The sequence below is a fragment of the Methylobacterium sp. J-030 genome (assembly GCF_022829545.1).
Lineage (GTDB): Bacteria > Pseudomonadota > Alphaproteobacteria > Rhizobiales > Beijerinckiaceae > Methylobacterium.
Genome location: NZ_JAKSYM010000080.1, coordinates 43,089 through 69,157, shown reverse-complemented (window position 1 = coordinate 69,157; position 26,069 = coordinate 43,089). Strand labels below are relative to the sequence as shown.

At 71.2% G+C, this 26,069-nt stretch carries 26 protein-coding genes and 1 other RNA gene; 12 read left to right on the top strand and 15 right to left on the bottom strand.

Annotated elements, in window-relative coordinates:
* Positions 1 to 25 precede the first annotated feature (25 nt).
* Positions 26 to 640: a septation protein A gene (locus MKK75_RS04425; protein WP_244041412.1), complete on the top strand. Its 615-nt coding sequence runs from the start codon at positions 26 to 28 to the stop codon at positions 638 to 640.
* Between the two features lies 1 nt (position 641).
* Here the strand turns inward: MKK75_RS04425 and MKK75_RS04420 are convergent, their stop codons facing one another.
* From MKK75_RS04420 to MKK75_RS04410, 3 genes are read right to left on the bottom strand one after another with little or no spacing between them, the layout of a single operon-like run.
* Positions 642 to 1,256, bottom strand: coding sequence for a DsbE family thiol:disulfide interchange protein (locus tag MKK75_RS04420; protein ID WP_244041411.1), 615 nt, complete (start codon positions 1,254 to 1,256; stop codon positions 642 to 644).
* A complete protein-coding gene (ccmD, locus tag MKK75_RS04415; protein ID WP_244041410.1) occupies positions 1,253 to 1,396 on the bottom strand; it encodes a heme exporter protein CcmD in 144 nt (47 codons plus the stop codon). Before ccmD ends, MKK75_RS04420 begins: the two co-directional genes overlap by 4 nt.
* Before the next feature lie 10 nt (positions 1,397 to 1,406).
* Positions 1,407 to 2,207: a heme ABC transporter permease gene (locus MKK75_RS04410; protein ID WP_244041409.1), complete on the bottom strand. Its 801-nt coding sequence runs from the start codon at positions 2,205 to 2,207 to the stop codon at positions 1,407 to 1,409.
* A 366-nt stretch (positions 2,208 to 2,573) separates the two neighbouring features.
* Here MKK75_RS04410 and MKK75_RS04405 point away from each other — a divergent pair, with 366 nt between their 5' ends.
* The gene (locus MKK75_RS04405) at positions 2,574 to 3,248 is read left to right on the top strand and encodes a trna delta -isopentenylpyrophosphate transferase (protein WP_244041408.1); all 675 of its coding nucleotides are present in this window, start codon (positions 2,574 to 2,576) and stop codon (positions 3,246 to 3,248) included.
* A 29-nt stretch (positions 3,249 to 3,277) separates the two neighbouring features.
* Positions 3,278 to 3,574, top strand: a complete 297-nt coding sequence (locus MKK75_RS04400) for a hypothetical protein (protein WP_244041407.1) — start codon at positions 3,278 to 3,280, stop codon at positions 3,572 to 3,574.
* A 128-nt stretch (positions 3,575 to 3,702) separates the two neighbouring features.
* Here MKK75_RS04400 and MKK75_RS04395 read toward each other — a convergent pair whose 3' ends face one another.
* Entirely contained in the window at positions 3,703 to 4,446 is a 744-nt protein-coding gene (locus MKK75_RS04395; protein WP_244041406.1) for a tRNA1(Val) (adenine(37)-N6)-methyltransferase, read from the bottom strand.
* A complete protein-coding gene (locus MKK75_RS04390) occupies positions 4,443 to 4,667 on the bottom strand; it encodes a DUF2007 domain-containing protein (protein WP_244041405.1) in 225 nt (74 codons plus the stop codon). The genes MKK75_RS04395 and MKK75_RS04390 overlap by 4 nt, the downstream gene beginning before the upstream one ends.
* Positions 4,668 to 4,823: 156 nt before the next feature.
* Here MKK75_RS04390 and MKK75_RS04385 point away from each other — a divergent pair, with 156 nt between their 5' ends.
* The gene (locus MKK75_RS04385) at positions 4,824 to 5,843 is read left to right on the top strand and encodes a polyprenyl synthetase family protein (RefSeq protein ID WP_244041468.1); all 1,020 of its coding nucleotides are present in this window, start codon (positions 4,824 to 4,826) and stop codon (positions 5,841 to 5,843) included.
* Positions 5,844 to 5,903: 60 nt separating this feature from the next.
* Here the strand turns inward: MKK75_RS04385 and MKK75_RS04380 are convergent, their stop codons facing one another.
* The gene (locus MKK75_RS04380) at positions 5,904 to 6,332 is read right to left on the bottom strand and encodes a MarR family winged helix-turn-helix transcriptional regulator (RefSeq protein ID WP_244041404.1); all 429 of its coding nucleotides are present in this window, start codon (positions 6,330 to 6,332) and stop codon (positions 5,904 to 5,906) included.
* 139 nt (positions 6,333 to 6,471) lie between these two features.
* Between MKK75_RS04380 and MKK75_RS04375 the strand changes: the two genes are divergently transcribed.
* On the top strand, positions 6,472 to 8,289 hold the full coding sequence (locus MKK75_RS04375; protein WP_244041403.1) for a chloride channel protein: 1,818 nt from the start codon (positions 6,472 to 6,474) through the stop codon (positions 8,287 to 8,289).
* Positions 8,290 to 8,767: 478 nt separating this feature from the next.
* Here the strand turns inward: MKK75_RS04375 and MKK75_RS04370 are convergent, their stop codons facing one another.
* The 4 genes from MKK75_RS04370 to glp all read right to left on the bottom strand — a co-directional run bounded on the left by MKK75_RS04370 (position 8,768) and on the right by glp (position 11,743).
* Positions 8,768 to 9,640 (bottom strand): 4-(cytidine 5'-diphospho)-2-C-methyl-D-erythritol kinase, encoded by an 873-nt coding sequence (locus tag MKK75_RS04370; protein ID WP_244041402.1) that lies wholly within the window; start codon positions 9,638 to 9,640, stop codon positions 8,768 to 8,770.
* A 252-nt stretch (positions 9,641 to 9,892) separates the two neighbouring features.
* A complete protein-coding gene (locus MKK75_RS04365; RefSeq protein WP_244041401.1) occupies positions 9,893 to 10,201 on the bottom strand; it encodes a hypothetical protein in 309 nt (102 codons plus the stop codon).
* On the bottom strand, positions 10,198 to 10,344 hold the full coding sequence (locus MKK75_RS36295) for a hypothetical protein (protein ID WP_409567521.1): 147 nt from the start codon (positions 10,342 to 10,344) through the stop codon (positions 10,198 to 10,200). Before MKK75_RS36295 ends, MKK75_RS04365 begins: the two co-directional genes overlap by 4 nt.
* A gap of 163 nt (positions 10,345 to 10,507) precedes the next feature.
* A complete protein-coding gene (glp, locus tag MKK75_RS04355; protein WP_244041399.1) occupies positions 10,508 to 11,743 on the bottom strand; it encodes a gephyrin-like molybdotransferase Glp in 1,236 nt (411 codons plus the stop codon).
* A gap of 157 nt (positions 11,744 to 11,900) precedes the next feature.
* On the opposite strand from glp, the gene MKK75_RS04350 reads away from it, so the two are divergent.
* Positions 11,901 to 13,055 carry an aminotransferase class V-fold PLP-dependent enzyme gene (locus MKK75_RS04350; RefSeq protein WP_244041398.1) on the top strand — a complete coding sequence of 385 codons (1,155 nt, stop codon included), beginning with the start codon at positions 11,901 to 11,903 and terminating at the stop codon, positions 13,053 to 13,055.
* A 5-nt stretch (positions 13,056 to 13,060) separates the two neighbouring features.
* On the opposite strand, the gene MKK75_RS04345 is transcribed toward MKK75_RS04350, so the two are convergent.
* From MKK75_RS04345 to MKK75_RS04335, 3 genes are all read right to left on the bottom strand, one after another.
* On the bottom strand, positions 13,061 to 14,191 hold the full coding sequence (locus MKK75_RS04345; protein ID WP_244041397.1) for a GNAT family N-acetyltransferase: 1,131 nt from the start codon (positions 14,189 to 14,191) through the stop codon (positions 13,061 to 13,063).
* 2 nt (positions 14,192 to 14,193) lie between these two features.
* Positions 14,194 to 15,183 carry a sterol desaturase family protein gene (locus tag MKK75_RS04340; RefSeq protein ID WP_244041396.1) on the bottom strand — a complete coding sequence of 330 codons (990 nt, stop codon included), beginning with the start codon at positions 15,181 to 15,183 and terminating at the stop codon, positions 14,194 to 14,196.
* 233 nt (positions 15,184 to 15,416) lie between these two features.
* Positions 15,417 to 16,634, bottom strand: a complete 1,218-nt coding sequence (locus MKK75_RS04335) for a glycosyltransferase family 4 protein (protein WP_409567519.1) — start codon at positions 16,632 to 16,634, stop codon at positions 15,417 to 15,419.
* 125 nt (positions 16,635 to 16,759) lie between these two features.
* Here MKK75_RS04335 and MKK75_RS04330 point away from each other — a divergent pair, with 125 nt between their 5' ends.
* Entirely contained in the window at positions 16,760 to 17,938 is a 1,179-nt protein-coding gene (locus MKK75_RS04330) for a DUF1972 domain-containing protein (protein ID WP_244041395.1), read from the top strand.
* A complete protein-coding gene (locus tag MKK75_RS04325; RefSeq protein WP_244041394.1) occupies positions 17,935 to 19,179 on the top strand; it encodes a glycoside hydrolase family 5 protein in 1,245 nt (414 codons plus the stop codon). The genes MKK75_RS04330 and MKK75_RS04325 overlap by 4 nt, the downstream gene beginning before the upstream one ends.
* Here the strand turns inward: MKK75_RS04325 and MKK75_RS04320 are convergent.
* Together MKK75_RS04320 and MKK75_RS04315 are read right to left on the bottom strand one after the other, a co-directional pair.
* Complete coding sequence (locus MKK75_RS04320) at positions 19,163 to 20,422, bottom strand: VpsF family polysaccharide biosynthesis protein (RefSeq protein WP_244041466.1); 1,260 nt, start codon at positions 20,420 to 20,422, stop codon at positions 19,163 to 19,165. The two genes, MKK75_RS04325 and MKK75_RS04320, sit on opposite strands and share 17 nt — an antisense overlap.
* Positions 20,423 to 20,490: 68 nt before the next feature.
* Entirely contained in the window at positions 20,491 to 22,590 is a 2,100-nt protein-coding gene (locus MKK75_RS04315) for a GumC family protein (protein ID WP_244041393.1), read from the bottom strand.
* A 259-nt stretch (positions 22,591 to 22,849) separates the two neighbouring features.
* On the opposite strand from MKK75_RS04315, the gene MKK75_RS04310 reads away from it, so the two are divergent.
* The 4 genes from MKK75_RS04310 to MKK75_RS04295 all read left to right on the top strand — a co-directional run bounded on the left by MKK75_RS04310 (position 22,850) and on the right by MKK75_RS04295 (position 26,026).
* Complete coding sequence (locus MKK75_RS04310) at positions 22,850 to 24,367, top strand: formyl transferase (protein ID WP_244041392.1); 1,518 nt, start codon at positions 22,850 to 22,852, stop codon at positions 24,365 to 24,367.
* Positions 24,368 to 24,452: 85 nt separating this feature from the next.
* A non-coding RNA gene (ssrS, locus tag MKK75_RS04305) (6S RNA) lies at positions 24,453 to 24,609 on the top strand.
* Entirely contained in the window at positions 24,599 to 25,204 is a 606-nt protein-coding gene (locus MKK75_RS04300; RefSeq protein WP_244041391.1) for a 5-formyltetrahydrofolate cyclo-ligase, read from the top strand. Before ssrS ends, MKK75_RS04300 begins: the two co-directional genes overlap by 11 nt.
* A 3-nt stretch (positions 25,205 to 25,207) precedes the next feature.
* Positions 25,208 to 26,026: a TIGR00282 family metallophosphoesterase gene (locus MKK75_RS04295; protein WP_244041390.1), complete on the top strand. Its 819-nt coding sequence runs from the start codon at positions 25,208 to 25,210 to the stop codon at positions 26,024 to 26,026.
* Positions 26,027 to 26,069: the final 43 nt, after the last annotated feature.

The following is a 26,069-nucleotide window of genomic DNA, read 5'->3' as shown; positions in this document are numbered from 1 at the left end:
GCCGCATCCGAGCCAACTGACGCGCATGCAGATCGAATCCGTCCCCCCGCGCCGCCACCTGCCGCCCCTGATGAAGCTGGCGCTGGAACTCGGGCCCCTGGTGCTGTTCTTTCTCGGGAACGCCTACTCCGAACGATTCGGGGTTGCCCCCGACCAGAAGCTGTTCGTGGCCACGGGCCTGTTCATCGCGGCGACTGTGGTGGCGCTGGCGATCCACTACGTCCTGATGCGGCGGCTGCCGATCATGCCCCTGGTGTCGGGGATGGTCGTGGTGGTGTTCGGCGGGCTGACGTTGGCGCTGCAGGACAAGACCTTCATCATGGTCAAGCCGACCATCGTGAACGCCCTGTTCGGCACCATCCTGCTCGGCGGCCTCGCCTTCGGGCGGCCGCTCCTGTCGGTGGTGCTCGACTCGATGTTCAGCCTCACCGAGGAGGGCTGGCGCAAGCTGACCTTCCGCTGGGGTCTGTTCTTCTTCGTCCTGGCGGCGCTCAACGAGATCGTGTGGCGGACGCAGACCGAGGATTTCTGGGTGAACTTCAAGGTGTTCGGCATCATGCCGATCACGGTGCTGTTCGCCCTGGCGCAGACGCCGCTGCTGACCCGCTACGAGAACAAGGCGCCGCAGCCGGAGGCGTGAGCTACTGCGCCGCCGCGACCTTCCCGGCGGCCCGGATCCGCGCGAGCACGCTGGAAAAGTTTTCCGGCGTCAGGATGCCCACGAGCTTGTCGTGGATCACCCCGTCCGGCCCGATGATGAAAGTCTCGGGCACGCCGTAGACGCCGAAATCGATCGCCGCGCGCCCGCTGGCGTCGGCCCCCACGGCACTGAACGGCACGCCGTGCCGGGCCAGGAAGCGCTGGCCGGCCTCCGGGCTCGGCTCCTTGTAGTCGATACCGACCAGCCGGATGCCGGGCTCCTTGGCCAGCCGCATCAGCATCGGGTGCTCGACCTGGCAGGGGGCGCACCACGAGGCGAAGACGTTGAGCACCGTGATCTGCCCCTTCAAGTCAGTGCTCGACAGGCCAGGCACCGGGGCGCCGGCGGCGTTGAGCCCCGGTACGGGCGGCAGGTCGAATTGCGGGACCGGCTTGCCGATCATCGCCGAGGGCAGGGCCGCCGGATCGACCCCGGAGCGCAGGCGCAGGAAGAACACGGCGGCGAGCGCCGTGAACGCCAAAGCCGGCAGGATCAGCAGCAGGGAGCGGCGAACCGGGGGCGGCCGGTCCGTCGCGTCGTCGTGTGCCGCGGTCATCGCCGGTCCTCGCCGAAACCCCTGAGCGCCCGCACCTGCGCGCGCCGGTCGCGGATCGCGTTGCCGATGAGCGCGCCCATCACAAGGGCCGTGAAGGCGTAGGCGGCCAGGATGAAGCCGCCGTGAGACCCGAGATCCATCGCGGCGCTCCTAGACCGGTTGGCCCACCGGCAGCCCCGACGACGGCTGCGGCGTGAGGCGGGGCTGGGCGCGGTCCAGGCGCTCGGCCTCGCGGATCGTCAGCGTCCGGACCCGGCGGCGCATGATCTCGGTCCGCATGGCGTAGAGATGCAGCGTGGTGCCGCCGAGCGTCGCGGCGGCGATCATCACCAGCAGCGGGTAGAGCATCGAGGGATCGATGGTCGGGCCGCCCATGCGCAGGATCGAGGCTGGCTGGTGCAGGGTCGACCACCAGTTCACCGAGAACTTGATGATCGGCAGATTCACGGCGCCGACCAGCGTCAGGATCGCTACCGCGCGGGCGGCGCGGTTCGGCTCCTCGAGGGTGCGCCAGAGGGCGATGATGCCGCAATAGATCAGCAGCAGGATCAGCATCGAGGTCAGCCGCGCGTCCCACACCCAGTAGGTGCCCCACATCGGCTTACCCCAGAGGGAGCCAGTCACGAGGCAGATCAGCGTGAAGGCCGCGCCGATCGGCGCCGCCGCGCGCTGGGCCACGTCGGCCAGCGGGTGGCGCCAGACCAGGGTGCCGATCGCCGATAGGCTCATGGCGCCGTAGAAGAACACGCCGAGCCACGCCGCCGGGACATGGATGTACATGATCCGCACGGTCTCGCCCTGCTGGTAATCGGGCGGCACGACGAAGAAGGTCTGATACAGGCCGACCGCCAGCACGGCGAGCGACAGGGCCGTGAGCCACGGCACGAGAGCGCCCGACCAGCGCATGAAATGGCCGGGATTCGAAAGGCGGGTCCAGAGGGAAGGCGTCATCGCGGCAGCGGTCTCGGGCATCGTGCCCGACGGTCTACTCTAGGGTGCGGTGCAGCAACAATGCGGGCCGTGCGCGCAGTGTTCGGGCGCGACGGGATGCGGGCCGCCCTCAGGTCATGAAACGGCTCGGCGCGAGTCTTTCCCCCGCGCCGTCCCGCGTCCCTCGTGTTGTCTCCTGGGCCATGGCCCCGGCGCTGAAAGGCGGCTGGGGAGGATGACGCATGTCCGGCACCGCGCGTTCGCGCGTCCGAGCCTTGCGGATTACGGGGAAACTGCGCATATGAGAGTGAACAAAAAGAGAACGTAAGGGCGTCGCCGCAAAAAGCTGTGGACGACGTCGCCTTCTCCCGCCGGTACGAGCCCCGCATGCGAACCGCCGACAAGCAGATCGCCGACATCCTTGTCCGCTACGGCGAGCCCTTCGGGGGCAACGTCTGGCGCGTCCAGGGGACAGCCGTCATCTATCACAAGACGCTGGAGCGCATCGCCGCGCAGGCCGGGATCGTGTTCGAGCCGCCGACCATCATCCGCGCCGAGCGCGACGAGGCGGTGATCCTGGTCACCGGCCGCCTGCCTGGCGCCAAACCCGGGATCGAGCGGGTCGAGTGGTCGATGGGCGAAGCCCTGGTGAACGTGAACTACCGCGTCTCGGGCAAGCAGGCCGCCTACGTCTACGCCATGGCGGAGAAACGCGGGAAGGACCGCGTGATCCTCAAGCTGATCGAGCTGCACGGGCTCGTCTACTCGGAGGAGGAGGCCGACGAGTTCCGCGCCCACCAGATCCCCGTACGGGCCGTGGACGAGGATTTCGAGGAGGCGCCCGCCTTCGACGAAATCACCGAGGCCGAGGGCGATCTGAAGCGCCGGATCGACGAGGCCGCAACCATCAATGCGGTCACCGACCTGATGCTGGACGGCGCCACGCAGACCGTCCTCGCCACGATGCCGCCCGGCACCCGCGACGAGGTCCGCGACTACGCCAAGGCGCGCCTCGTGGCGCTCGGCTGGCCGAAGCGCCCCGGCCGCCGCAGCGCCGCCTGATCCCCATTTCCCAAGCGAAGGAGACCGCCATGCATCGCGCCGCGCGCCGCACCGTGAAGGCCCGTCGGGACTGGAGCATCGAAACCCTGTCGTACAGCCCGTCGCGGATCGTGCGCCTCGGGGCCGAGAAGGTCGCGATCCTATTCGCGCCGCTGGAGGAGGGCGGCGCGTGGCAGCTCTACCCGCACCCCGACACCTTTCCCGGTCTCAACTTCGAGGGCCTGCCCGCGCCGCTCCGGCCGGAATTCCTGGCCTTCCCGGATCTGCCGGAGGTCGAGCGATTCCTGGGCATCCGCGATGCGGAGCCCGCGGCCTTGGCAGCCTGAGCGCCTGCCTGACTCTGCGATCGGGGTTCCCAAAGGGCGAGCCCTTTGGCGGATTCTCGGGGCGGAGCCCTGAGCGGCCGACCAGGGCTCTATCCTGGACCTGCGAAAGGTCTCGACCTTTCGAGACCCTAACTCGCCTCGCCCGCGGCCCGGTGGAGCGCCTCCGCCTCCGGGGTGAAGGCCCCGTCGGGCCCGTGCAGCACCAGGGACGGCAGCAGGCTCGGCGCCGCGCGGCTCCCCTTCGTAGCGGCGATCAGGACGCGGATCGCCGGAGCCTCGGCACGGGCATGGACGGGGCGGATCGCCAGACCGCCGAAGCGGCCCCGAAGGGCGTCGAGGCAGGTCGGGAGCGCGTCGGCCCGGTGGATCATGCCGATCCGCCCGCCCGGTCTGAGGATCGCCGTGCAGGCACGGATCCAGGCATCCAGGCTTCCCGCGGCAAAGGTATGGGCCGCCGACCGGTTCGGATGCGGCGAGGCGCGATGTGTCCCGGCTTCGAAGAACGGCGGGTTGGTCAACACCATGTCGAAGCTGTCCGGCAGGAGACCGGCGGCGCGGCGTTCCGCCGCGGGGGCGAGGACGTCGGCCTGGACGATTGCGGCGGCGATGCCGTTCAGCGCGGCATTCGCCCGCGCCGTCTCGGCGAGGCCCGGATCGCGCTCGACCAGGGTCGGCCGAAGCCCCGGCACCAGCGCGGCGCAGGCGAGGCCGACCGCGCCGGTCCCGGCACCGACATCGCAGAGCCGGCAATCCGGCGTCGGCGTCAGAAGCCGGGCGAGCAGCACCGCGTCGGTCCCGGCCCGGTGTGCCCCCCGCAGCGGCTGGTGCAGCCGGAGAAGTCCGCCCAGGAAGGCGTCCGGTGCGGCGGTCACGGCTGGCGCAATTCGTGGGCGAGACCGGCATCCGTGAGCAGGCGCCGCGCCTGGGCCGCGTGGTCCCGCGGCACCAGCAGACGCTGCCCGAACATGCCGATCGAGCCCTCCATCAGGCTCATGTGGCTGTCGGCTACGAGAACGGGGATCTCGGCCGCTTCGAGCACCGTGCGGGCGAACCCGATCAACACGACGTCGTTGGCCCGGATCAGTTCGATCATGAGAACGCCCCACGGCCCGGCGGTTTCGCCGCGTCGGCTCCGCGGCCCGGGCGACCCATATCGTCCCGGAGCCGATGTTGCGGCGCCGCGGGGCCCGTGCGAAGGGATCGCCCTCCGCCCGGGGCGGAACCGGTCTGGAGGTCACGCATCTTGGGTATGGCCCTCTCCATCGAGAACCCGAAGCCCGAGGCCGAGGCGGGGCTGAACGACCTCGTCGCGCTGGTGGCGGACGGGATGGCACGGGTCAACACCACGATCCTGTCGCGGACGGGCTCCGAGGTGACGATGATCCCGGAGGTGGCCAACCACCTGATCGCCTCCGGCGGCAAGCGCCTGCGCCCGATCCTGACGCTCGCCTGTGCCAGGCTCTGCGACTACGCGGGCGAGACGGACGGCGACGTGAAGCTCGCCGCCAGCGTCGAGTTCATGCATACGGCAACCCTTCTGCACGACGACGTGGTCGACGAGAGCGACATGCGCCGCGGGCGGGTCGCGGCCCGGATCAAGTGGGGCAACGAGGCCTCGGTGCTGGTCGGCGATTTCCTGCTCGGTCAGGCCTTCCGGATGATGGTGGAGGTCGGCTCGCTGAAGGCGCTCGACATCCTCTCGGCCGCCGCCACGGTGATCGCCGAGGGCGAGGTGATGCAGCTCACCAACGCCAAGAACCTGGAGACCGACGAGGCGGCCTACCTCGCGGTGATCCGCGGCAAGACCGCCGAGCTGTTCGCGGCGGCCTGCGAGGTCGGGCCCGTGCTGGCCGGACGCCCGGAGGTCGAGCAGGCGGCGGCGCGGTCCTACGGCATGAGCCTCGGCATCGCCTTTCAGTTGATCGACGACGTGCTCGATTACGGTGGCACATCGGCCGAACTCGGCAAGAACGTCGGCGATGATTTTCGCGAGGGAAAGATCACCCTGCCGATCGTGCTGGCCTATCGCCGGGGCAGCGAGGGCGAGCGCGGTTTCTGGCGGCGGACGCTGCAGCAGGGCGAGATCCGCGACGGCGACCTGGAGACCGCCCTCGACCTGCTCCACCGCCACGGCGCGCTGGAGGAGACCGTGGCCCGCGCCCATCATTACGGCGCCGAGGCCCGGACGGCGCTCGACGTCTTCCCGGACGGCCCCGTGAAGGCGGCGCTCAACGGGGCTGTAGAGTTCTGCGTGGCACGGGCGCGCTGAGCCGAGACCGCGTCCCATCGCTTGGTCGCTGCGCCGAAACCGGCCCGGGGCCGGCCGACATCAACGCGTCGCCGAAGCCAGCGCCCCCGCCAGGGCGGGCGCCAATCCGCGCAACTCCTCCAGATGGGCCGCGGTCAACGTTCGCAGCAGCGCCTCGGCCCGAGGCGTGAGCGCCAGCTCGCTCCGGCGCCGATCCTGCGCGGCCCGCGTCTTCGTCAGCAATCCGGCATCGACCATGCGGGCGACCAGTTCGGCGGCGCTGTGGGGTGCGATCAGCAACTGCTCCGCCAGCAGCCCGACGGTCGCAGGCGTGCGACCGACATGGCCGGCCAGGGTCAACAGGGCCTGATGCTGCTGCGGCGGTAATCCGGCCCGTGCTGCCGCAGTCTCGCTGAACGCCAGGAAGCGCCGGAGGCGAAACCGGAAGTCCGCCAGCGCTGCATATTGCTCCGCCGACAACGTATCGGCGCCCGACGCATCCGCATCCATCGCGTTCCCCCCAGCTTCCCGGGCATCCATGCGTGTCCTGTGCCGACTGACGCCGATCCGCTCCGACCGGCTGTCGATCCCGTCTAGAATATATCGTAATCCGATATAAATAGCGGATCGATGGATCGTGGAGGCCCTGATGGACGGCGGGAGCGAGTTCGAGCGCGGTGGGGCTGGTCCCCGGCGCCGGGCGCTGGGTGATTTCAGCGCCGATCGGCGCGTGGTGGTCCTCGCCGGGATGGCGATCGTCACCGGCACTGCCGCAAGCGGCACCGCCTGGATTCTGCTCACGCTGATCGGCCTCGTGACCAATCTCGCGTGGTACGGCCGCCTCGACCCGAGCCTGACCTCCCTCGCAGGTGCCGCGCCGGGCCCCTGGATGGTCGCGATCCCGGTGATCGGCGCGCTCATCGTCGGCGCCCTGGCGCGCTACGGGTCCGAAAAGATCCGCGGCCACGGCATCCCGGAGGCCATGGAGGCGATCCTGATCGGCGGCAGCCGGATGTCGCCCAAGGTGGCGGTGCTAAAACCGCTCTCCTCCGCGGTGGCGATCGGCACCGGCGGGCCCTTCGGCGCGGAGGGGCCGATCATCGTCACGGGCGGCGCGGTCGGCTCGTTGTTCGCGCAGTTCTTCCACCTGAGCGCCGCCGAGCGGAAGACTCTGCTGGTAGCAGGCGCCGCCGCCGGTATGACGGCCATCTTCGGGACGCCCGTTGCGGCGGTGCTGCTCGCCGTCGAGGTGTTGCTGTTCGAGTGGCGCCCGCGCAGCCTCGTCCCGGTGACGGTCGGGGCGGTGACGGCGGCTTGCTGGCGGCCGGCCCTGTTCGGGGCAGGCCCGCTGTTTCCCTTCGCCGACAATCCGGCGCTGCCCTGGTGGGGCCTTCCCGCCTGCGCGGCTCTGGGCCTCGCCTGCGGCCTGATCTCGGGCGTTCTGACACGGGCCCTCTACGCCCTGGAGGACGGGTTCGGCCGGCTTCCCCTCCACTGGATGTGGTGGCCGGCCCTCGGCGCCGTCGTGGTGGGTCTGGGTGGCCTCGTGGAGCCGCGGGCGCTGGGCGTCGGCTACGACGTGATCCACGATCTCCTGTCGGGCCACATGCTGGCGGGTGCGGTCGCGACGATCCTGGTCGTCAAGGCGGTGATCTGGCTCGCCGCCTTGTCGTCGGGGACCTCCGGGGGCGTGCTCGCGCCGCTGCTGATCCTGGGCGGGGCCGCGGGCTGGTTGATCGGCCTCGTGCTGCCCGGCGCGCACGGGTTCTGGGCGTTGATCGGCATGGCGGCGATGCTCGGCGGGACCTTGCCCGCGCCGCTCACGGGCGTGGTCTTCGCGGTCGAGGTGACGGGCGATGTCGCCGCCCTCGCGCCGCTGCTCGCCGCCACCATGACGGCCTACGCGGTGACCGTGCTGCTGCTCAAGCGCTCGATCCTCACGGAGAAGATCGCCCGGCGCGGCCAGCACATCACCCGGGAATACGGGATCGATCCCTACGATCTCACCCGGGTCGAGGCGGTGATGACGCGCTCCGTCGACACGCTCGCCGCCGCCATGCCGCTGCGGGCGGCGCAGGCCGCCATCGAGGCCGGCGCCCACCACGCCTATCCGGTCGTCGACGCGGCGGGCCGACCGGTGGGGCTGGTCTCCCGCAGCGACGCCCTGCGCGGGACCCTGGCGGAGCGGGACGGCAATCCGGCGGCCGACACGCTCGGCCAGCGCGTCTCGGATGCCGATCTCGCAATTGTCCATCCGGGCGACGTGGTCTCGCATGCCCTCGACGTGATGCTCTCAGGCGGGCAGGGGCGACTGCCGGTCACCGATCCGACGAGCGGTCGCTTGGTCGGATTGCTGACCCGCAAGGACTTGCTTCAGGTGCGCGCGACCGTGGTGCGGGCCGAGGCCGAGCGCCGCGCGTTCTACCGGAGAGGCCGGGGCAGCCAGGGCGCGGGATCGGGAGCATGACCGTGATGATTCGTGTCCCGGGACGAACGATCAGCCTGGATCGGCTCAGGCCGAGCGCCCGCGACCTGACCGCCGGTGCCGTCGGGCCGGACCTGACCTAGCCCGCGTCGTTACCCGCGAGGGGCGGCGCGCGTCGCTGTCGCTCGATCGGCACAATGGGGTGGGGGCGGGCATCTGCCGGTCGTGTCCGGCCTTTCTGCCGACGCGGCCGTCCTCGCGGTGCAAGGGGCCGTCCTGGTGTCGAGCGGCGCCATCGCGTTCGGCCGCGGCACCGCGGATCCCGCCGGGCTCACTCTCGGAGACAGTGGCGCCTATCTGTGCGGCCGGGCCGGTTTCGGGCCAACGGTGACCTTCGATGTCGCCAGCGCGATCGGTCCCGCCGACCTGCCGCTTGCCCGGCGCCGGCGCGGGATCGTTCCGGAAGCGGGCGGCGGCGTCACGGCCGACGATGGGGAACCGGACCGAACGCGCGCTCATCTCAGCGCAGGAAGGTCGGCGCCACCCACCAATCCGGATGAGCGGCACGCAGGGCCACGGCCGCCCGCACCGCCTGGCGCCGGTCGGCGAACAGCGCGAAGACCGTCGCGCCGGAGCCCGACATCCGCGCCAGCCGTCCGCCGCGCTCGCGCAGCGCCGCCAGCACGGTCCCGATCACCGGCGCCACGGTGAGGGCCGGCGGCTCCAGATCGTTGCGGGCCGGCGCGATGGCCGCCACGAGCCCTTCGCCATCGAGCCCTCGGCCGATCACGGGATGCTCCGCCCCGGGCAGGCTCTGCCCGACCGCGAGGCCCAGCGCCTTGAACACCGGCGCCGTGGGCACCGGGACGCCGGGATTGATCAGCACCGCCGGCAGCGGCGCGAGGCCGAGCGGCGCGCCGATCTGCTCGCCGACGCCGCGCATCATCCGGGCCCGCGGATCCAGGCAGACGGGCACGTCGGCTCCGGTCTCCCGGGCCGCCGCCACGACGGCCGCGTGGTCGAGCGACAGCCCGTTGAGCCGCGCGAGCAGACGCAACGCCGCGGCGGCATCGGACGAGCCCCCGCCGATGCCGGCCGCGACCGGAAGACGCTTGGTCAGGTGGAAGCCGCCGACCCGCAGGCCCGACACGCGGGCGGCGAGATGGCGCGCCGCGCGCAGGACGAGGTTGTCGTCGGTGGGACCGGCCGGGCCGGCGGTCGGACCCGAGACTGTCAGCCCGAGGGGCGCGGCGGGGTCCAGGGTCAGCCGGTCGGCGGCACCCGCGAAGGCCACGAGGCTCTCCAGCGCATGATAACCGTCATCCGCCCGGCGCCCGAGGATGTGCAGCGTCAGGTTGACCTTGGCGGGGGCGCGGTCTGCGAGCAGGGGCACGGGATCTCGGGCAGGTGACGATTCGAACGAGCGGTTGCTCTACAGGCTACCGACCGCGAAGTCCCACGCCCGATGGCGCGATTTCGTGCTGGATGTCAGGTGATGTCGGTCGATGCGTGATCACGCAGGCGAGTCCGTCGCAGCTTCGGCCCAGTTCTCGACGCGCAGATCCGGCTTCAGCCGGTCGAACTCGCGCGTGCTGTTGGTTACCAACGTCACATCGAGCGCCGCTGCATGGGCGGCGATCCAGGATCATCGTTTCCGATAGGCAGGCCGGCTCTCCGGAGCCGCGCACGAAACACCGCCTATCGGCGCGGCGGTCGACCCATCAAAGCGCGCTGCCGGGATGAGCTGCGCCAGATCGGCCAGTGCCCGACGCGCTGTGTCGAACCCCGTCGTCTCGCGAATCCTCACCGAACCGAAGATGAGTTCGCCCGGAGCAATCGGCGACATCCCGACTTCGCCCGGCTGAAGGGCGCGAAGACGCTCCAGCACCCGCGGCGGCTTCGAGCGGCGGATGTGGATGCAGATGTTTGTATCCAGCATGTAACGCGGGGTCACGGTGTCTCGCGGTCCTGCGGCAGCCCATCGTCGCGCAGGAGATCGTCAAGCGGCAATTCCCTCAGAAGCGCCAAGGCTGCCGACAGGTCGCGGTCTCGGACTTCGCGCAGGACGATCTCGTCGCCCCGCCGATAGAGGTCCACCTCAGGACCCTGCAGCCGAAATTCAGTCGGTATTCGAACCGCTTGGCTGTTGGCGGAACGGAAACCTTGCGTCCGTGTCATGCCCGACCCCGCGTCCCTGCGGGGAGCATAGAGGCGGTCCGCACGGAGTCGATACGGAGCTTCCGATCGGCGCCGCAGACCTTCAGCCGAAATCCCCATGCGACCGGTACGGCACCGGATCGCCGACGCGGATCGCGGTCAGATCCTCGGCGAGTTCGACCAGCCCGTCGCTCGCCGACAGACCGGTCAGGGCGCCGCCCGGCGCGATGACGGCCTCACGCATTCCGGTCTCGCTCGGGCGCAGGCAGACCCGCAGGTATTCCCGCCGACCGGGGCGTTTCTCCAGGGCGAAGCCGCTGCGGACGGTCAGGATCGGCGCCGTATCCTCCGTTCCCGAGAGATGCAGCACCAAAGGTCTGAGCACGGCGAGCGCGGTCACGTAGGCCGCGGCGGGATTGCCCGGGAGGCCGATGAAGGGCGTGCCCGCCACGGTCCCGAGGGCGACCGGACGGCCCGGCTTGATCGCCAGACGCCACAGCGTGAGTGCCCCCGACGCCTCGACGGCCGCGCGGACGTGGTCTTCCTCTCCGACCGACACGCCCCCTGAGGTAAGGATCAGGTCGTGCTCCGCGGCGGCCGCGGCGAGGCGCTCGCGCACCTCTCCGGGTGCGTCGCGCAGGATGCCCAGATCGACGGGTTCAGACCCGAGCCGCCGCAGGAGCGCGGCGAGCATCGGCCGGTTGGCGTCGTGGATGCCGGCGGGCGGCAGGGGCGCGCCCGGCGGAGTCAGCTCGTCGCCGGTGGAGAACAGCGCCACGCGGAGCGGCTCGCGCAGGCGCAGGTCGGCGCATCCGAGCGCGGCGGCCAGTGCCAGATGCCGGGGTCCGAGCCGCGTCCCGGCTGGAATGGCGCGACTGCCGCGGGCGATGTCCTCGCCGGCACGACGGCGGTTGGCGCCGGGCGCGAGGCCCGCAGGCAGCCACACGGCCTCGCCCCTGACCTCAACATCCTCCTGCATGGCCACGGTATCGGTGCCCGGGGGCATCGGAGCGCCGGTGAAGATCCGCACCGCGCAGCCCGCGCCGGCCTCGATGGGGCCATGCCCTGCCGGCACCCGGCCGTCGAGGGGCAGGCCGCCCTGTCCGTTTGCGAGATCGGCGGCCCGGAAGGCGTAGCCGTCCACCGCGGCGTTGTCGAAGGGCGGCAGGTCGAGCGGCGCGATCAGGTCCTCCGCCAGGATCCGGCCGTCCGCGCGACTTAGCGGCGCCGTCTCGATGCCGGCCAGCACCGGAAGGCGCTCTCGGATCAGCGCCACCGCGTCGGCGACCCGTAGCGGCGCGGGTGCCGTATCGAAGCAGTCGGAGCTCAGGCGACCCATAATGGCACAGGATCAGGCGGGGGCAGGCGGGTCGGCACGGCGCGGCCTCGCGGGCGATGGTGTGCCGGCTTGCGGCATCGGGATCGCGCGATCAAGCCCCGGGCACCGGCGCGACTCCTCGCCCGCGCGGGTCAGATCCGCTACGGTCCGGTTCGCCATGTCCGCGCCCGCCCTGTCGACTGCCGAAGAGATCACCTGCCAGCGCCACCTGTTCGAGGTGCCGGCCGAGGTCAGCTACCTCGATGCGGCGGCGTGGTCGCCCCTGCCGCTGTGCGTGCGCGCCGCCGGGGAGACCGGCCTGCTGACGAAGCGCCGGCCCTGGGACTATCCGCGATCGACGATCCCCGCCTGGGTCGAGCGCGCCCGGGCCGCCGCGGCCAGGCTGATCGGTGCCGGGCCGGACGATGTCGCGATCGTCGGCGCGGTCAGCCACGCCATGGCGGTGGCCGCGCGCAATCTTGCCCCTGTCCCGGGCGGTCGCCTGCTGCGCGTGGCCGACGAGTTCCCGTCCCTGCGCTTCGCCTTCGACCGGTTGGCGGCCGCGCGCGGCCTCACCGTGGAGGAGGTCCCGTGGCCCCCGGACGGGGATTGGACCGCCGCGCTGCTGGCCGCGCTCGCGCGCCCGGGCGCGCCGCCGCTCGCGCTCGCCACGCTGACGCCTCTGCACTGGACCGACGGCAGCCTGATCGACCTCGACCGCCTCGCGCCGGCGGTCAACGCGACCGGCGCGGCCTTGGTGATCGACGCGACCCAGGCGGTCGGCGCCATCCCGGTGGACGTGACCCGCTGGCGACCCGATTTTCTGGCCTTCCCGACCTACAAATGGGCGCTCGGACCCTACGGCCTCGCGTTCCTGTACGCCGCGCCGCATCGGCAGGACGGCACGGCATTCGACGAGCATGTCGGCAACCGTCCGCCGGCTGTCGGCGCGCGCCGCTACGACCGGGGTGAGCTGAACGATCCCGTGGCCCTGCCCATGGCGGCAGCCGGGCTGGAACTGATCGCCGCCTGGGGGGCGCCGGCCGTCACGGCCCGCCTGCGCGGCCTCACGGACCGGCTCGCGGAATCGCTCGGCGCGCTCGGTCTGCCGATCGCGCCGCGGAGCCTGCGCGCGCCCCACATCCTCGGTGTCCGGCCGTCGGGCGGCCTGCCCGCTGAACTCGTGAACGACCTGCATCGGAACGGGGTGTTCGCGAGCGAACGCGGCGGGGGGCTGCGGCTGAGCCCCCATGTCTGGGTCAGCGAGGACGATCTCGTCCGGTGCACCGATGCGATCCGGATCAGTCTCGCCGGCCGGCGCGGCGCAGCCTGAAACCGTCAGGCCGCGATATCCGTTGCCGGGGCGTCCCCGGACGCCCCCGCCTGTTTGCCGAAGCGCTGGCGCCATGCGTGCTGCGCGCGATCGACGAGCTGCGCCGCCGTGCCCTGCGGCGTGCGCGCGCCCGTCATCGAGGCCAGGGTCAGGGCTTCCGTACCGAACCGGCTCTTGAACCCCTCGTCGCCGCAGAGAAAATCGACGGTGTGCAGCCCGCGATCGATCGACCACATGATGTAGTCCATCATCAGCACCATCCCGGGCGAGGCGCGCTCCACCTCCGGATCGTAGGTGGTGACGAAAGCCATCATCGCGCCGGCCTGGACGAAGTTGATCGACACCGCCACGACGTCGCCGCCGCATTCCAGCACGAAGGCGTGGAGCAGCCCGGCCTCGGCCAGCACCTGCACCATGGCGGGCAGCGCCCCGGACGTCTCATCGTAGAAGGCGGTGGAGGCGAGGCCGTGGCGTCGGAGCCAAGCCCGCTTGAACGTGGCCAGCCGGTCGAGCACCGGCTTCAGGTGCTCGTCCGGTCCCAGCAGCCGGAAGGCCAGGGGGCCGCGTTCGCCGAGGAATTTCTGGCCGCGGCGGTAATTCTGCCGGGTCTTCTTCGATTGCGCGTCGAACCACGCCTGCCCGGTCGTCCAGGGGCCGCGCACCCGCCAATTCGCCTCGTCGCGGTGGTTCAGGCGAAGCCGGACCCCGCCGCCTTCCGGCTGGAGCAGCGTCCGGGCCGCGGCATCCGGCAGAAGCCGGTTGAGATAGGCGAGATCGAAGCCGCCCGCGCGCCCGGCGTGGCGCCACATCCGCCGGACGAGGGCGTGGTCCGTCCGGTCGGCGAGCAGCGCATCGCCGAAATCGGAGCACTCCTTGGCGGCCCACTCCAGCACCCGGAACCCCTTGCGGCGCACGGTGGCGAGCGGCATCACGCCGGCCAGATCGTCGCCCCGCCACGCCATCACGATGGCGAGCGCCCGGCGCTCCCGGTCGGGCGCGCTCGCCCACCATGCGGAGATCCAGGCGTGGCTCTGGAAGACCGAGGCGCCGCTCGCTTCCCACAACGCCGTCCAGGCGGGACCGACCTCGGCCAGCCGCTCGGCCGTTCGAAGGATCTCGAAACGCTCGGTCGCCACGGTCAGGCCCCCGGCCGCGGCTCGGCCGACGCGCCGCGCAGGCGCCGCACCCGCCGCGCGATCCGCCGGCCCATCTTCTTCAGCGGGAGCAGGTAGAGACCCGACAGGGACTGATAGTCGGCCACGTCCCGATCGACGAGGCCGAACCTGAAGTCCTCGTTCGGCTCCGGCATGCAGAGGGTCCCGAACAGGCGGTCCCAGAACGAGAACAGCAGGCCGAAATTCTTGTCGTAGTGCTCGGGCGCCGTGGAATGGTGGAGCTGGTGCCAGTGCGGGCACAGGATGATCGTGTTGAGCGGCCCGAACGAGATCTTGAAATGCGTATGCCGCACGAAATCCATCATCAGGATGTTGCGCATGATGTAGACGTTGATCCCGAACACGGTCAGCTCGACCGGGTCCAGCGCCAGCAGGCTCCAGATCCCGAAGCAGATGCCGGGGATCACGCCGTCCCAGGCGCGGTTCATCAGCTCGTCGAGGGGATGGACACGGTCCTTGGTGATGCCGACCATCACTTCGGCCGAGTGGTGGACCTTGTGGAGTTCCCACAGGAACGGGTAGCGGTGCTGGGCCGTGTGGTAGAGGTAGTAGGACAGGTCGTAGGCCAGCAGCATCGTGGCGGTGAACACCACCACGGTGATCGGGCCCGGCTCGCCGAGGATCGGCTTATCGATGCCCAACAGCGTACCCAGCACCCGGTTGGTGGCGTAACCGACCGCGACCACGAAGGTCACCCCCGCCGGGATCAGCAGGAACGGCATGATCGCCTTGCGGGTGACGTAGAACAGCAGGTCCGCCCGGGCTGACGGGTGCGTCATCACCTCCCGCGGAAGCGCGAACTCGAAGAATTCGCCGAACGCGTATTTCTCCGCCGTACGCAGATAGGCGATCAGGGCGCAGCCCAAAGCGGTCGCGAACAGCAGGCCGGCGGCGAGCAGATTCTCCCCCGAGACTCTCGCGACGATCCGCTGGATGAAGTCGACGACGTCCATGTCTCCGCGTTCCCTTCGCCCGACCGGGTCCGATCCACGTCCGCACCCCTCGGATGCCGCCGGACCGATGTCAGTTTCGATGACGCGCACCACGCACGGTCTGCCGCCATCGGACTATTCTGCCTCATCGATCGTCTGTCGGACATTGGTTCCGATTGCGGACCAAAGCTTTAGACGCCATGAACTCCATACTTCGACCCGGTCCCGAGGGCGATCCCATCGCGCAATCCCGCTCAGCCGACCGAAAGCGCCGGAGGGCCCCGCAGTCTCGACCGCCGCAGGGTCGCCCGCACCGCGGCATCGATACCCTCGGCCGCGGATGCTTCGGAGAATCGCGCCTCGTAGCGCGCCCGCGCCGCCCGGCCGTAGCCGCGCCAGGCCGCCGGGTCGGCGATCAGGGCGGCCAGGGCCCGCGTGATCGGTTCGGGGCTGCCCGACGGGACGATCCAGCCTGTCCGCCCGTGCTCCACGACCTCGGGAAGGCCGCCGACCGCCGTTACCAGGGGCGGCACGCCGTACGCCATGGCCTCGATCGCCACGCGGCCGAGGGATTCCGGACGCTGCGACGGCATGGTCACCACGTCGGCCCAGCGGTAGAGCGCGGCGGGATCGGCCACGAAGGGTTCGAGGCGCACGCGCTCCGCCAGGCCGGCTGCGGCGATCCGCTCGGCCAAGGCACGCTCGCGGGCCTCGTCCTCGAAGGCGCTGCCGACGATGCGGAGTTCGATCCGCTGCCGCTGCGCCTCCGGCAACGCGGCCACCGCCTCGATCAGCACGTCCTGACCCTTGATCCGGCTGATGCGCCCGAGCATCAGCACGCGGAGCGGACGGCTGCCATCATAGTCGCCCCGGTTGATCGCCAGCGGCCCGGCGATGCCGTTGTAGACCACCCGGGCGCCGGTCCGCGCGGGCAGCGCATAGGCCCGGGCGGTGGCGTGCGAGTTGAACACCACGTCGGCGCCGCTCCAGCGGATCAGCCCGCGCAGGATCGTCAGCACGGCCCCTTCCGGGATCTCGTGGACGTGGACGATGCTGCGCCTGGGCAACAGGCGAGCCGCGAGCAGGTAATCGGCCACCACGGTCGTGTTGATGTAGACGATGTCGCTCGCGCGGATCCGCCGGAACGCGCGCAGGACCGCGATGGGCAAAGCCGGCAGATCGATGGTGAGACGTCGCGCCAGACCCTTGCGCCGGAGGATCCACAGCGGCTCGATCACGACCCGGCTGGCGAACGGCTCCAGGACCGGCACGATCGGCCCGTGCCGCGGCAGGATCACGTCGATCCGCGCGGCCGGATGGGCGGCGCGGAGCGCGCGGACCGTCTCGATGAAGCAGCGGTCGGATCCGTAGAGTTCGAAGCCCTGATGCACGCAGGTGATGATCAGCGCCGACCCGCCGGTGTCACCCGGTGCGGTTGGTCCATCCGCCAAAACGGTGTCAATGGACTGCAATATCGGCTCCCCCACCGTAGGAATAAGAATCCTCGAATTGGAAAACTGAAGGTTGAGAAGCGCGCCACGTCGCTTGGCGGCAACGGCTTGTTACAATACAAGCGCTGGAAGGGGAAGGAAGGACAATGCCTGACCGGGTACCCACGGTGCTTATTCTGGGAACGCGCGGTATCCCGGCAGCTCACGGCGGGTTCGAGACTTTCGCGGAACGATTCGCCCTGCATCTGGCCGGCCGGGGCTGGCGCGTCGGCGTGTACTGCCAGCGGGAAGTCGAGCGGGTCGGCACCCGGATCTCGTCGCAGGTCTGGAACGGCATCGAGCTGATCACCGTGGAGGTGGCCCTTACGGGACCGGCCGCCACGCTGGCCTTCGATGCCCTGTGTGTCCGCGACGCGGCCCGGCGCGGGGGCGTCTGCCTCGTGCTTGGTTACAACGGCGCGGCCTTCCTGCCCTACCTGCGCGCCCGCGGCAGCCGGATCCTGACCAACATGGACGGGATCGAGTGGCGCCGCCCGAAATGGTCGCTGCCCATTCGGGCGTATTTCTACGTCAGCGAGTGGATCGCCGCCTGGTCCTCGCACCGACTCGTCGCCGATCATCCGGCCATCGCCGATCACCTGGCCAGCCGGCGCCCGCGCCGGGCCATCGTGACGATTCCCTACGGCGGCGACCCGCCACCCGCGGAGATCGGGCCGCCGCCGCTGGGGCTGGAGACCGGCCGCTATCTCGTCTCAATCGCCCGCATCGAGCCCGACAACAACATCCTGACGATCGTCGAGGCGTTCTCGCGTAGGCATCGGGGCGTCCGCCTCGTGGTGCTCGGCACCATGAGCGTGCGCAACCGCTATCACCGCGCCGTGGAGGCGGCCGCCTCGCCGGAGGTGCTGTTCCCCGGCGCCATCTACGATGCCGATCAGGTCCGGGCGCTGCGGGTCCATGCGTTGGCCTATCTCCACGGTCACACGGTGGGCGGCACCAATCCGTCCCTGGTGGAGGCCCTGTGGGCGGGCAACGCGGTGATCGCCCACGACAACCCGTTCAACCGGGGGACTGCCGGTGACGGGCAGATCTATTTTCGGGACGGGGCGGCCTGCGCGGCGGCGATCGACCGGGTGCTGGCCGATGCGGGCGCGGTCGAGACCGCCCGCGCGGCGGCCCGGCGACGCGCCGAGAGCTTCCGGTGGGGCGACGTGCTGGCGGCCTACGAGGACGAGGTGCGGCGCGTCGGTGGGTATCCCCCGGCGGAACGGGTCAAGGCGCCGGCCGCCGAACCCGTCGGCGCCCCGGCCGGGTCGGGCTGGTGAGGGCGAGCCGCCGGGCGCTGCTCGCGGGTGGACTGGCGTCGGCGGCTGCGGCGGCACGCCCGGCCCTGGGGGCGGCCGAGCCGATCTCGCTGCGGCGGGGCATCGCGCTCTGGCCCTGGTTCTCGCTGACCACCGAGTTCCCGGCGCCGCGCACGGATTACGCCTGGCCGCCGTTCCAGGCGGACCGGCCCGTGCCGACCCGCGCCGATCTCCGGCGGCTCTCCACCCTCGGCTTCGATTTCGCGCGTCTGCCCCTCGATCCCGGTCCGTTCGTGGCCTTCACCGGCACGCGCCGGGCCGAACTGCTCGGCAGCCTGTCGGACGCGATCGACGCGGTGCTGGCAACCGGCTTGCGTGTCCTGCTCAACGTCCAGGCCAATGCGGCGACCCATCACTACACGCCGGAGGCCTTCTACGGCACCGATCGGGCGCCGCTCTTCCCGGCCTACCGGGATCTCGTCGGCGAACTCGCGCGCTTGTGCGCCCGGAAGGGGTTGGATCGGGTGGCGCTGGAGCCGGTCAACGAGCCGCCGCAGGCCTGCGGAGCCGTCGCGTGGACCCGCGTTCAGGATGCGCTTCTGACGGCGGCCCGGTCTGCCGCGCCGGCGCTGACGCTCGTGGCGACGGGCGCCTGCGGAAGCCTCGTCGGCGGCCTGACGGCCCTCGATCCGGCGCCGCTCGCGCGGTTCGCGCCGCTGCTCTACACGTTCCACTTCTACGAGCCGTACCTGTTCTCCCATCAGGGCGCGACCTGGCTCACCGAGGAGCCGTTCTACCGCTGGCTGAACGCGGTGCCGTGGCCGGGGACGCGCGCGGGCATACCGGCGACCCTGAGGGCGGTAAGCGCCCGCATGGCGGCCGACCGGTCCGTCCCGCAGGCCGAGAAGGCCCGCGATCTGGCGGTGATCGAGGTCAAGCTGCACGAATACGGCGACGCCGAGCCCGGACCCGCTTTCCTGGCCGCCGCCATGGAGCCGGTGGCGACCTGGGCCGATCTCTACGGGATCCCGCGCCGGACCGTGCTGATGGGCGAGTTCGGGGCGCTGCGCACCGATGCCCGCTACACGGCCGCGCGAGCCCCCGACCGGGCCGCTTATCTCCGCGACGTGCGGCTGACGGCGGAGCAAGCGGGCTTCGGGTGGTCGTTCTGGAACCTGTTCGACGGGCTGGGGCTCATGGACGACGCACACGCGGTCGATCCGGCCGTGGCGGCGGCGCTTGGCCTCAAGGCCTCGCCATAGGTCGCGCTCCGGTTATGCGGTTGCCGATCTGTCCCCGTGGGAACAGGACGATGAGCATCAGGGCGAACTTCGCCAGCAGCGTGGTCTTGCCCGCCAGCCCCTCGAAGGTGTTGACCAGGATCACGAAGGCCAGAATCGGCAGCCAGACGCCGTGTCGGCACGAGCGCGCGATCTCCGCAAGGTAGAGCGCCACGGCCACGACGAGGAGCGTCGTCATCAGGATGCCCTGGTAGAGCAGGGTCGAGAGGATCGAGTTCTCGATGCCCCATTCGAGCCCATAGATCCGCCGCAGGGTGGCGACCTGGGTCAGATCCGGCGCGAGCAGCAGGTCCCGGAACGGGATCGCGTCGAAGACCGCCAGCATGTCGACCCGGGCCTGCGCGCTGCCGCCGTCGGAGGTGAACCGGCTCAGCAGGATGTCGAAAAAGCCGACCGCGGCCAGCACCGCCACGGCGACCGGCGCCAGTGTCAAAGCGAAGCAGGCGCAGGCCGCGCCGATCAGCGGGATCCGCCCGCGCCGCAGGACGCCGCAGAGGGCGACGAGGCCGACCGCGCCGCCGAGGACCAGCGTGGTCACGGTGGCGGAGCGGCCGCCGAACGTCACCAGCGCCACGAGTTGCAGGGCGATCATCCCGGCCCGCAGGCCTGGCCCGAGCCGTCCGCCACCTCCGGCGAGCGCCAGAATGTAGCAGGCGGTGACGGTGGCGTTGCTGAGCGGATGGCCCTGCAGGGCCGCCGAGCGCGTGTCCCACTCGAAGGCCGAGCCGTCCAGGCGGAACGGGAAGAAGCGCTGGCCGCTGGCGAGTTCGTAGAGGCCGAGCAGCGCGTTGGCGAGCATCACGAGGTGGAACACGGTCTCGATCCGGGCGAGGGTCGCGGCGTCGCGGTCCATGAGCAGGATCGGCAGGAGGCCCGCCAGCACGAAGGTGTCGATCGAGCCGGCGAGTCCGTTCCCGCCGCGGGCCGCGATCAGGGCGAGGAGCAGCACGCCGCAGATGGCCAGAAGCGCGCTGGCGGGCCGGCGGTTGAGGGCCTGCGCCACGGGGATCACCGGATTGCCGGCACGCAGCAGCATCCATCCGAACAGCGCGACCGCGAGGTAGGTCGCCGGATGGATCTTCGAGGCGGCCGAGCCGGTGAGCCCGTCGTAGTTGAGCCCGAAGACCCACAGCAGCCCCCCCGAGACGCCGACGAGGAGCGCCGCCCAGATGACGAGGACGATGGATTCGGCCCGGGCGATCATGCTGCGCGGGGTCGCGCGCCCCGCCGCGGGCGCGGCGAGGGGCCCGGCCGGCTCTGCCCGTGCGAGCTTCACGCCCGGCGCCGCGTCAGCAGCAGGGAGCCCGAGATCGGCCGGCCCAGCGCCTCAGAGGTGTCGACCAGATCGATCAGGTCACGCTGGCGCGTCGCGCCGTTGCAGGCCACCATCAGCACTCGGTCGGCCGCATTTGCGAGCGGGCCGAGCCGCAGGTTCTCGCTGAGCACCCCGCCATCCACGATCACCAGCTCGAACCGGGCCTTCACGCCCGCCACGAACCGCTCGATGTTGTCCACCGTCAGGGCATCGCGGATCGACTTGCTCGTGTCGCCGAGCCCGATCCGGCGCGCCCCGGATTTCGGATCGGTCTCTGTCACCGCGTTCAGGCTCTGCTCGCCGCGCAGCACGTCGAGGAGGCCGCCCGTGCCGGAGCCTTCGCCACGCAGATCCGCATCCACGAGCAGGACCCGGTCGCCGCGCCCGACCGCCACCGCGGCGAGCAGCCCGATCACCGCCCGGCGCTGCAAGTCGTCCGCGTCGCCCGACGTCACCATCAGTACGAGCGAGCGCCCGCGCCCCCCCGTGGTCGCGGCGAGATGGTCCAGGGTGAAGCCCGCGGCTGCCGCGTTGGCGCCCCTCGGCCGCAGGCCCGGCAGGACCGCCACGACCGGCGCGTTCGAGAGCCGCTCCAACTGGCGCGGCGACAGCACCGTGGGCGCCAGGTATTCCCGCACCAGCGCGAGTCCGGCACCGAGGCCGAGGCCGCCGAACAGGGCCGCGGCGACAAGGATCAGCCGCGGCGGCCAGCTCGGATCCTCCGGCGGGCGCGCCGACGTGATGATCCGCGCGTTCGAGCTGTCGATGGTGGTCTGCTCCTTAATCTCCCGGGCGCGGACCAGGAAGCTGTTGTAGACCGATCGGGCCGCCTCGACCTCGCGTTCCAACTCGCGCTGCTGCACCGAGGACTGGGCGGTGACCGCCGCCTGCTGCCGGAGCCGCCCCAGCTCGGCGGTGAGCGTGTGCTCGTTGGCCTGGGCGCGGTGGAATTCGGTCTCGGCGGCGCCCGCGATCCGGCCGAGTTCGGCCTCGATCAGGCGGCGGACATCCTGCATCTGGGTGCGCACGGCGGCGATGAACGGGTGGCGCTCGCCGAGGTTGGTGCGCAGATCCGCCTCCTTGGCGGCGAGTTCGGCGTACTGGCCGCGCAGGCGGTCGATGGCCGAGGACTGGACCGCCTCCGGCATCGCGCCGGCGCCGACCGCCCGGCCGCGGGCATCCCGGATTCCCTGCAGGCGGGCCTGCGCGTCGGCGGTCCGGGCCTGGGCCGCCACCAGCCGGGTGTTCAGATCCGTCAGTTGCTGCTCGTTGATGAGCCGGCCGCTCGCGGTGATCAGGCCGTGGCGGGCCTTGTAGTCCTCGAGCTTCCTGTCGGCGTCGTTGACCGCGTTCCGCAGCTCATCGAGCCGGCCCCGCAGATCGCCTGCCGCGCGCCGGGCGGCATCGGCCCGCGCCTCGGTCTGGTCCGCGAGGTAGGCGTTCGCGATCGCGTTGACGATGCGCGCCGAGAGATCGGGATCCACCGTGGTGACGATCACGTCGATCACGAAGACCTTGTCGGCGCGCTTCACCGCGAGCTTGCGCCGGAGCTGTTCGAGGGCGCGGCCCCGCGCGTCCACCTTGCGCTCGGGGCGCGGTCCGATCACCATCTCCCGCAGAGCGGACACCGTGTGGGTGAACCAAAGAGTCCGGGGCACGCCGAAGCCGGGCTCCGAATCGAGGCCGGTCTGGGCGACCGCGCGGCCCAGCACCGCGTCGGACTCGATCACCTTCACCTGACTCTCGACCTGGGCGATGCCGCCGTCCGGCGAGAGGGTGCCCGGGTTCACGTCGTTGGACACCACCTGCCGGTCGCGCGGGTCGATCAGGATCTGGGCTGTCGCCGTGTAGAGGGACGGCGTGAGCAGGGCATAGGCCAGGGCCAAGAGGCCGAGCAGCAGGGCGGTCCCGACCATGATCCGCTTGCGCCGCCAGAGGATGCGCCACAGGTCGCCGGCCTCGGCGCTCGTCTCCGGCCGGGCGGGCCGCTCGGGCAGCGCGGGCTGTACCGGCGCCAGCCAGGTCGCGACAGCGAGGTTAGGGTCGATCCGTGTCACGATCGGTCACCGTCGTCTCAATCCAGGTCAGGCCCGCACGGGCGACAGGCCCGGTTGCAAGAGTCGCGCATTCGGCGCGAACGCTGCAGAATCTGAGATTGTCCTGGCAAGACGTACCGATTACTGAACACGTCGTAAACACCCGGTGCAACTTCGGATCAGTTATGCCGTGTAATCATCTCCCTTACGGTTAGGGATTGGATCTGGGGTCGGTGCGTTGATCGACGGATCACGGGGCTGCCAGGGGGCATGCGGATCGATGCATGTGCGTGTTCGCCTCGATGGCGCTCGGCCGCGCCGTTGGCATCGTACCGTGCTGCAACGGATCAGCGCGATCCCCGGCATCGGCACGGTCAGTCTCGCGGACGCGCCCGGAGCCACGGCATGGCCGCACACGGCCGATCTGCTGTTCCAGCTCGAGGCCCTGGTCCACGGCCTGCGCTGTCGTGGGTTCGAGCCGATCGCCGGTGCTGAGCTCGATCGGTGGCGACGGGCCGATGGCCCGCCCGACCTCGTCCTCGACTTGTGCGGCGACGTCCCGTCCGGTCCCACGACCTGGCATATCGCTTACGACGGCATGGCCGGCGAGGACGCGTTGCTGGCGAGCCTGCTCGCGGGCGCCGTGCCGCGTCTCACCCTGGTCGAGAATGGGACGCTCCGCGCCGCCGGCCGCCTCGGGTCCGACCGGCCCGGGATCGTGCTGGCGAGTATCGAGGATGCGCTGGCCCGGTCGATCACGGTGATCGCGGCCGCTCTGCGCGACCGGATCGCCGGGCGAAACGGGGCGGGGGTCTGCGGCGATGCGCCTGTGGGCCATGCGGTGGCCCTCACGGTTGCGCGCCTCGGTACGCGGGCCGGGCGCATGCTCGCCGGCGCGCTCATCCACCGCCTGTACCGTCTGTGCTACAACGCTCCGCACTGGCGCTGCGGCTGGCGGCACCTCGCCGGGCTGGACCTCGTCGATCTCCGGCGCCATCCCGAGACGGGCTGGACCGTCCTGCCCGACGACGGCCGGCGCTTCTACGCCGATCCCTTCCCGATCGCCGTCGCGGGACGCACGCACCTCTTCGTCGAGGATTTTCCGCACGCCACCGGCAAGGCGATCATCTCGGCCGTTCGCTTCGGGCCGGATGGGCCGGAGGGCCCGCCCGTGCCGGTGCTGGAGGAGGCCCATCACCTCTCCTACCCGTTCGTCTTCGAGCGGGACGGGTGCGTCTGGATGGTGCCGGAGAGTTCCGCCGCAGGAACCGTCGATCTCTACCGCGCCACGCGCTTCCCCCAAGGCTGGGTCAAGGAAGCGACGCTTCTCTCCGGCGTGGTGGCGAGCGACGCGACCCTGGTCGAGCACGAAGGCCGCTGGTGGATCTTCGCCACGGTTCGCGATGCCGGGCTCGACGCGCCGGCCGGGGCAGGCTCCTTCCACGATGCGCTCCACCTCTGGTCGGCGCCCGATTTCCGCGGCCCCTTCACGCCGCATCCGGCCAATCCTGTCCTGGTCGATCCGTCGCTGGCGCGCCCGGCTGGGCGGATCGTGGCGCGGGGCGGCCACCTGATCCGCCCGGTCCAGGATTGCGCCGCCGGCTACGGCCGCGCCCTGGTGCTCGCCCGGATCGACCGCCTCGATCCGGAGGGGTTCGCGCAGACCGCGATCGGCCGGATCGAGCCCGGCCCGTCATGGCCCGGCAATCGCCTGCACACCCTGAACGCGGGCGGCGGGATCGAGTGCATCGACGGGGCCGGGCGCGCCCCGCGCTTCAGGGCGCTCATCGGCGCATGAGAGTGGGCGGGGCGAACCTCAGCCGGCACCATTTTCACGCTGCGGAGCCCTGGCGGGAACGCGCCGGGCTCGCTACATGTCGGTAGCGGGGCTGCAGAGTTCGTCAGGAGCACTATCCCCGGGGCCTTATCGACTCCCTCGGGAGCTGTCCCTGGCCTCGTCCCTGGACCTGGCCAACACGGCGCCCACCTACGCTGTAGGTTTCCCGGGATCGATCCTCCAACGGCTCACGTGGCTCCGCACTCGCTTTCTTCCGAACCCGCCGATGCGACGCGCAAGGCGGAGCTGCGCCGCGCGGCCCTGGCGGCGCGCGACGCGCTCGGTGCGGATCACCGACATTCCGCCTCGGCGGCGATCGCCGCGGCGCTTCTCACACTCCCCGAACTGACGCAGGTTCGGCTCGTCGGCGCCTTCTGGCCGATCCGCAGCGAGGTCGATCCGCGGCCCGCCGCCGAGGGCCTGCTGGCCCGCGGCCAGGCCGTGGCCCTGCCGCAGGTCACCCGGGAGGGGCTCGTGTTCCGGGAATGGCGCGCCGGGGACACGCTGGTCTCCGGCAGCTTCGGCCTGAGCGAGCCCGACCCGTCCTTGGCGCCCGTGGATCCCGACGCGCTGATCGTGCCACTCGCCGCCTTCGACCGGACCGGCCAGCGGATCGGTTACGGCCGCGGCTATTACGACGGGGCGATCGAGCGGTTGTCCCGCGGCCGCCCCCTCTTTACCGTCGGCATCGGCTTCGCCGCGCAGGAGGTCGGGCGCGTGCCGGCCGAGCCGCACGACCGTCCGCTCGATTGCGTGGTCACCGAGGCGGGCCTGATTCGCTTCGACAGGACGGCTTGACCGATGCGTCTGCTCTTCCTCGGCGATGTCGTCGGCCGTTCGGGCCGCACCGTCGTGTGCGATCACCTGCCCCGCCTGCGCGAGCGCTGGCGCCTCGACTGCGTGGTGGTGAACGGCGAGAACGCGGCCGGCGGCTTCGGCATCTCCGAATCGATCTGCGACGAGCTGCTCCAGGCCGGCGCCGACGCGGTGACGCTCGGCAACCACAGCTTCGACCAGCGCGAGGCGCTGGTCTTCATCGCCCGCCAGCCGCGTCTGGTGCGCCCGGCCAACTACCCGCCCGGCACGCCCGGCCGCGGCGCGACGGTGGTGGAAACGCAAGGCGGCGCCCGCGTTCTCGTGGTCAACGTGATGGGCCGCGTCTTCCTCGACGCGATGGACGACCCCTTCGCGGCGGTGGAGCGCGAACTCATGGCCTGCCCGCTGGGGGCCGCCGCCGACGCCGTGGTGGTGGACGTCCACGCGGAGGCGACCAGCGAGAAGCAGGCCCTCGGCCATTACCTCGACGGCCGGGCGAGCCTCGTGGTCGGGACCCATACCCATACGCCCACCGCCGATCACCGGATCCTGCCCGGCGGCACCGCCTACATGTCGGATGCCGGCATGTGCGGCGATTACGATTCAGTGATCGGCATGCAGAAGGACGAGCCGATCCGCCGGATGATCCAGAAGACGCCGGGCTCCCGCTGGGAAGTCGCGACCGGCGACGGCACGCTCAGTGGCATCGCGGTGGAGACCGATGCGCGGGGCCTCGCCACCCGGGTGGCGGCACTGCGGCTCGGGCCGCATCTCGAGGCGAGCGCGCCGTATTTTTGGGATTAAGGCCGCTGCTTACTGCTGCGCTTGGACGTGCAGCCTGACGTGG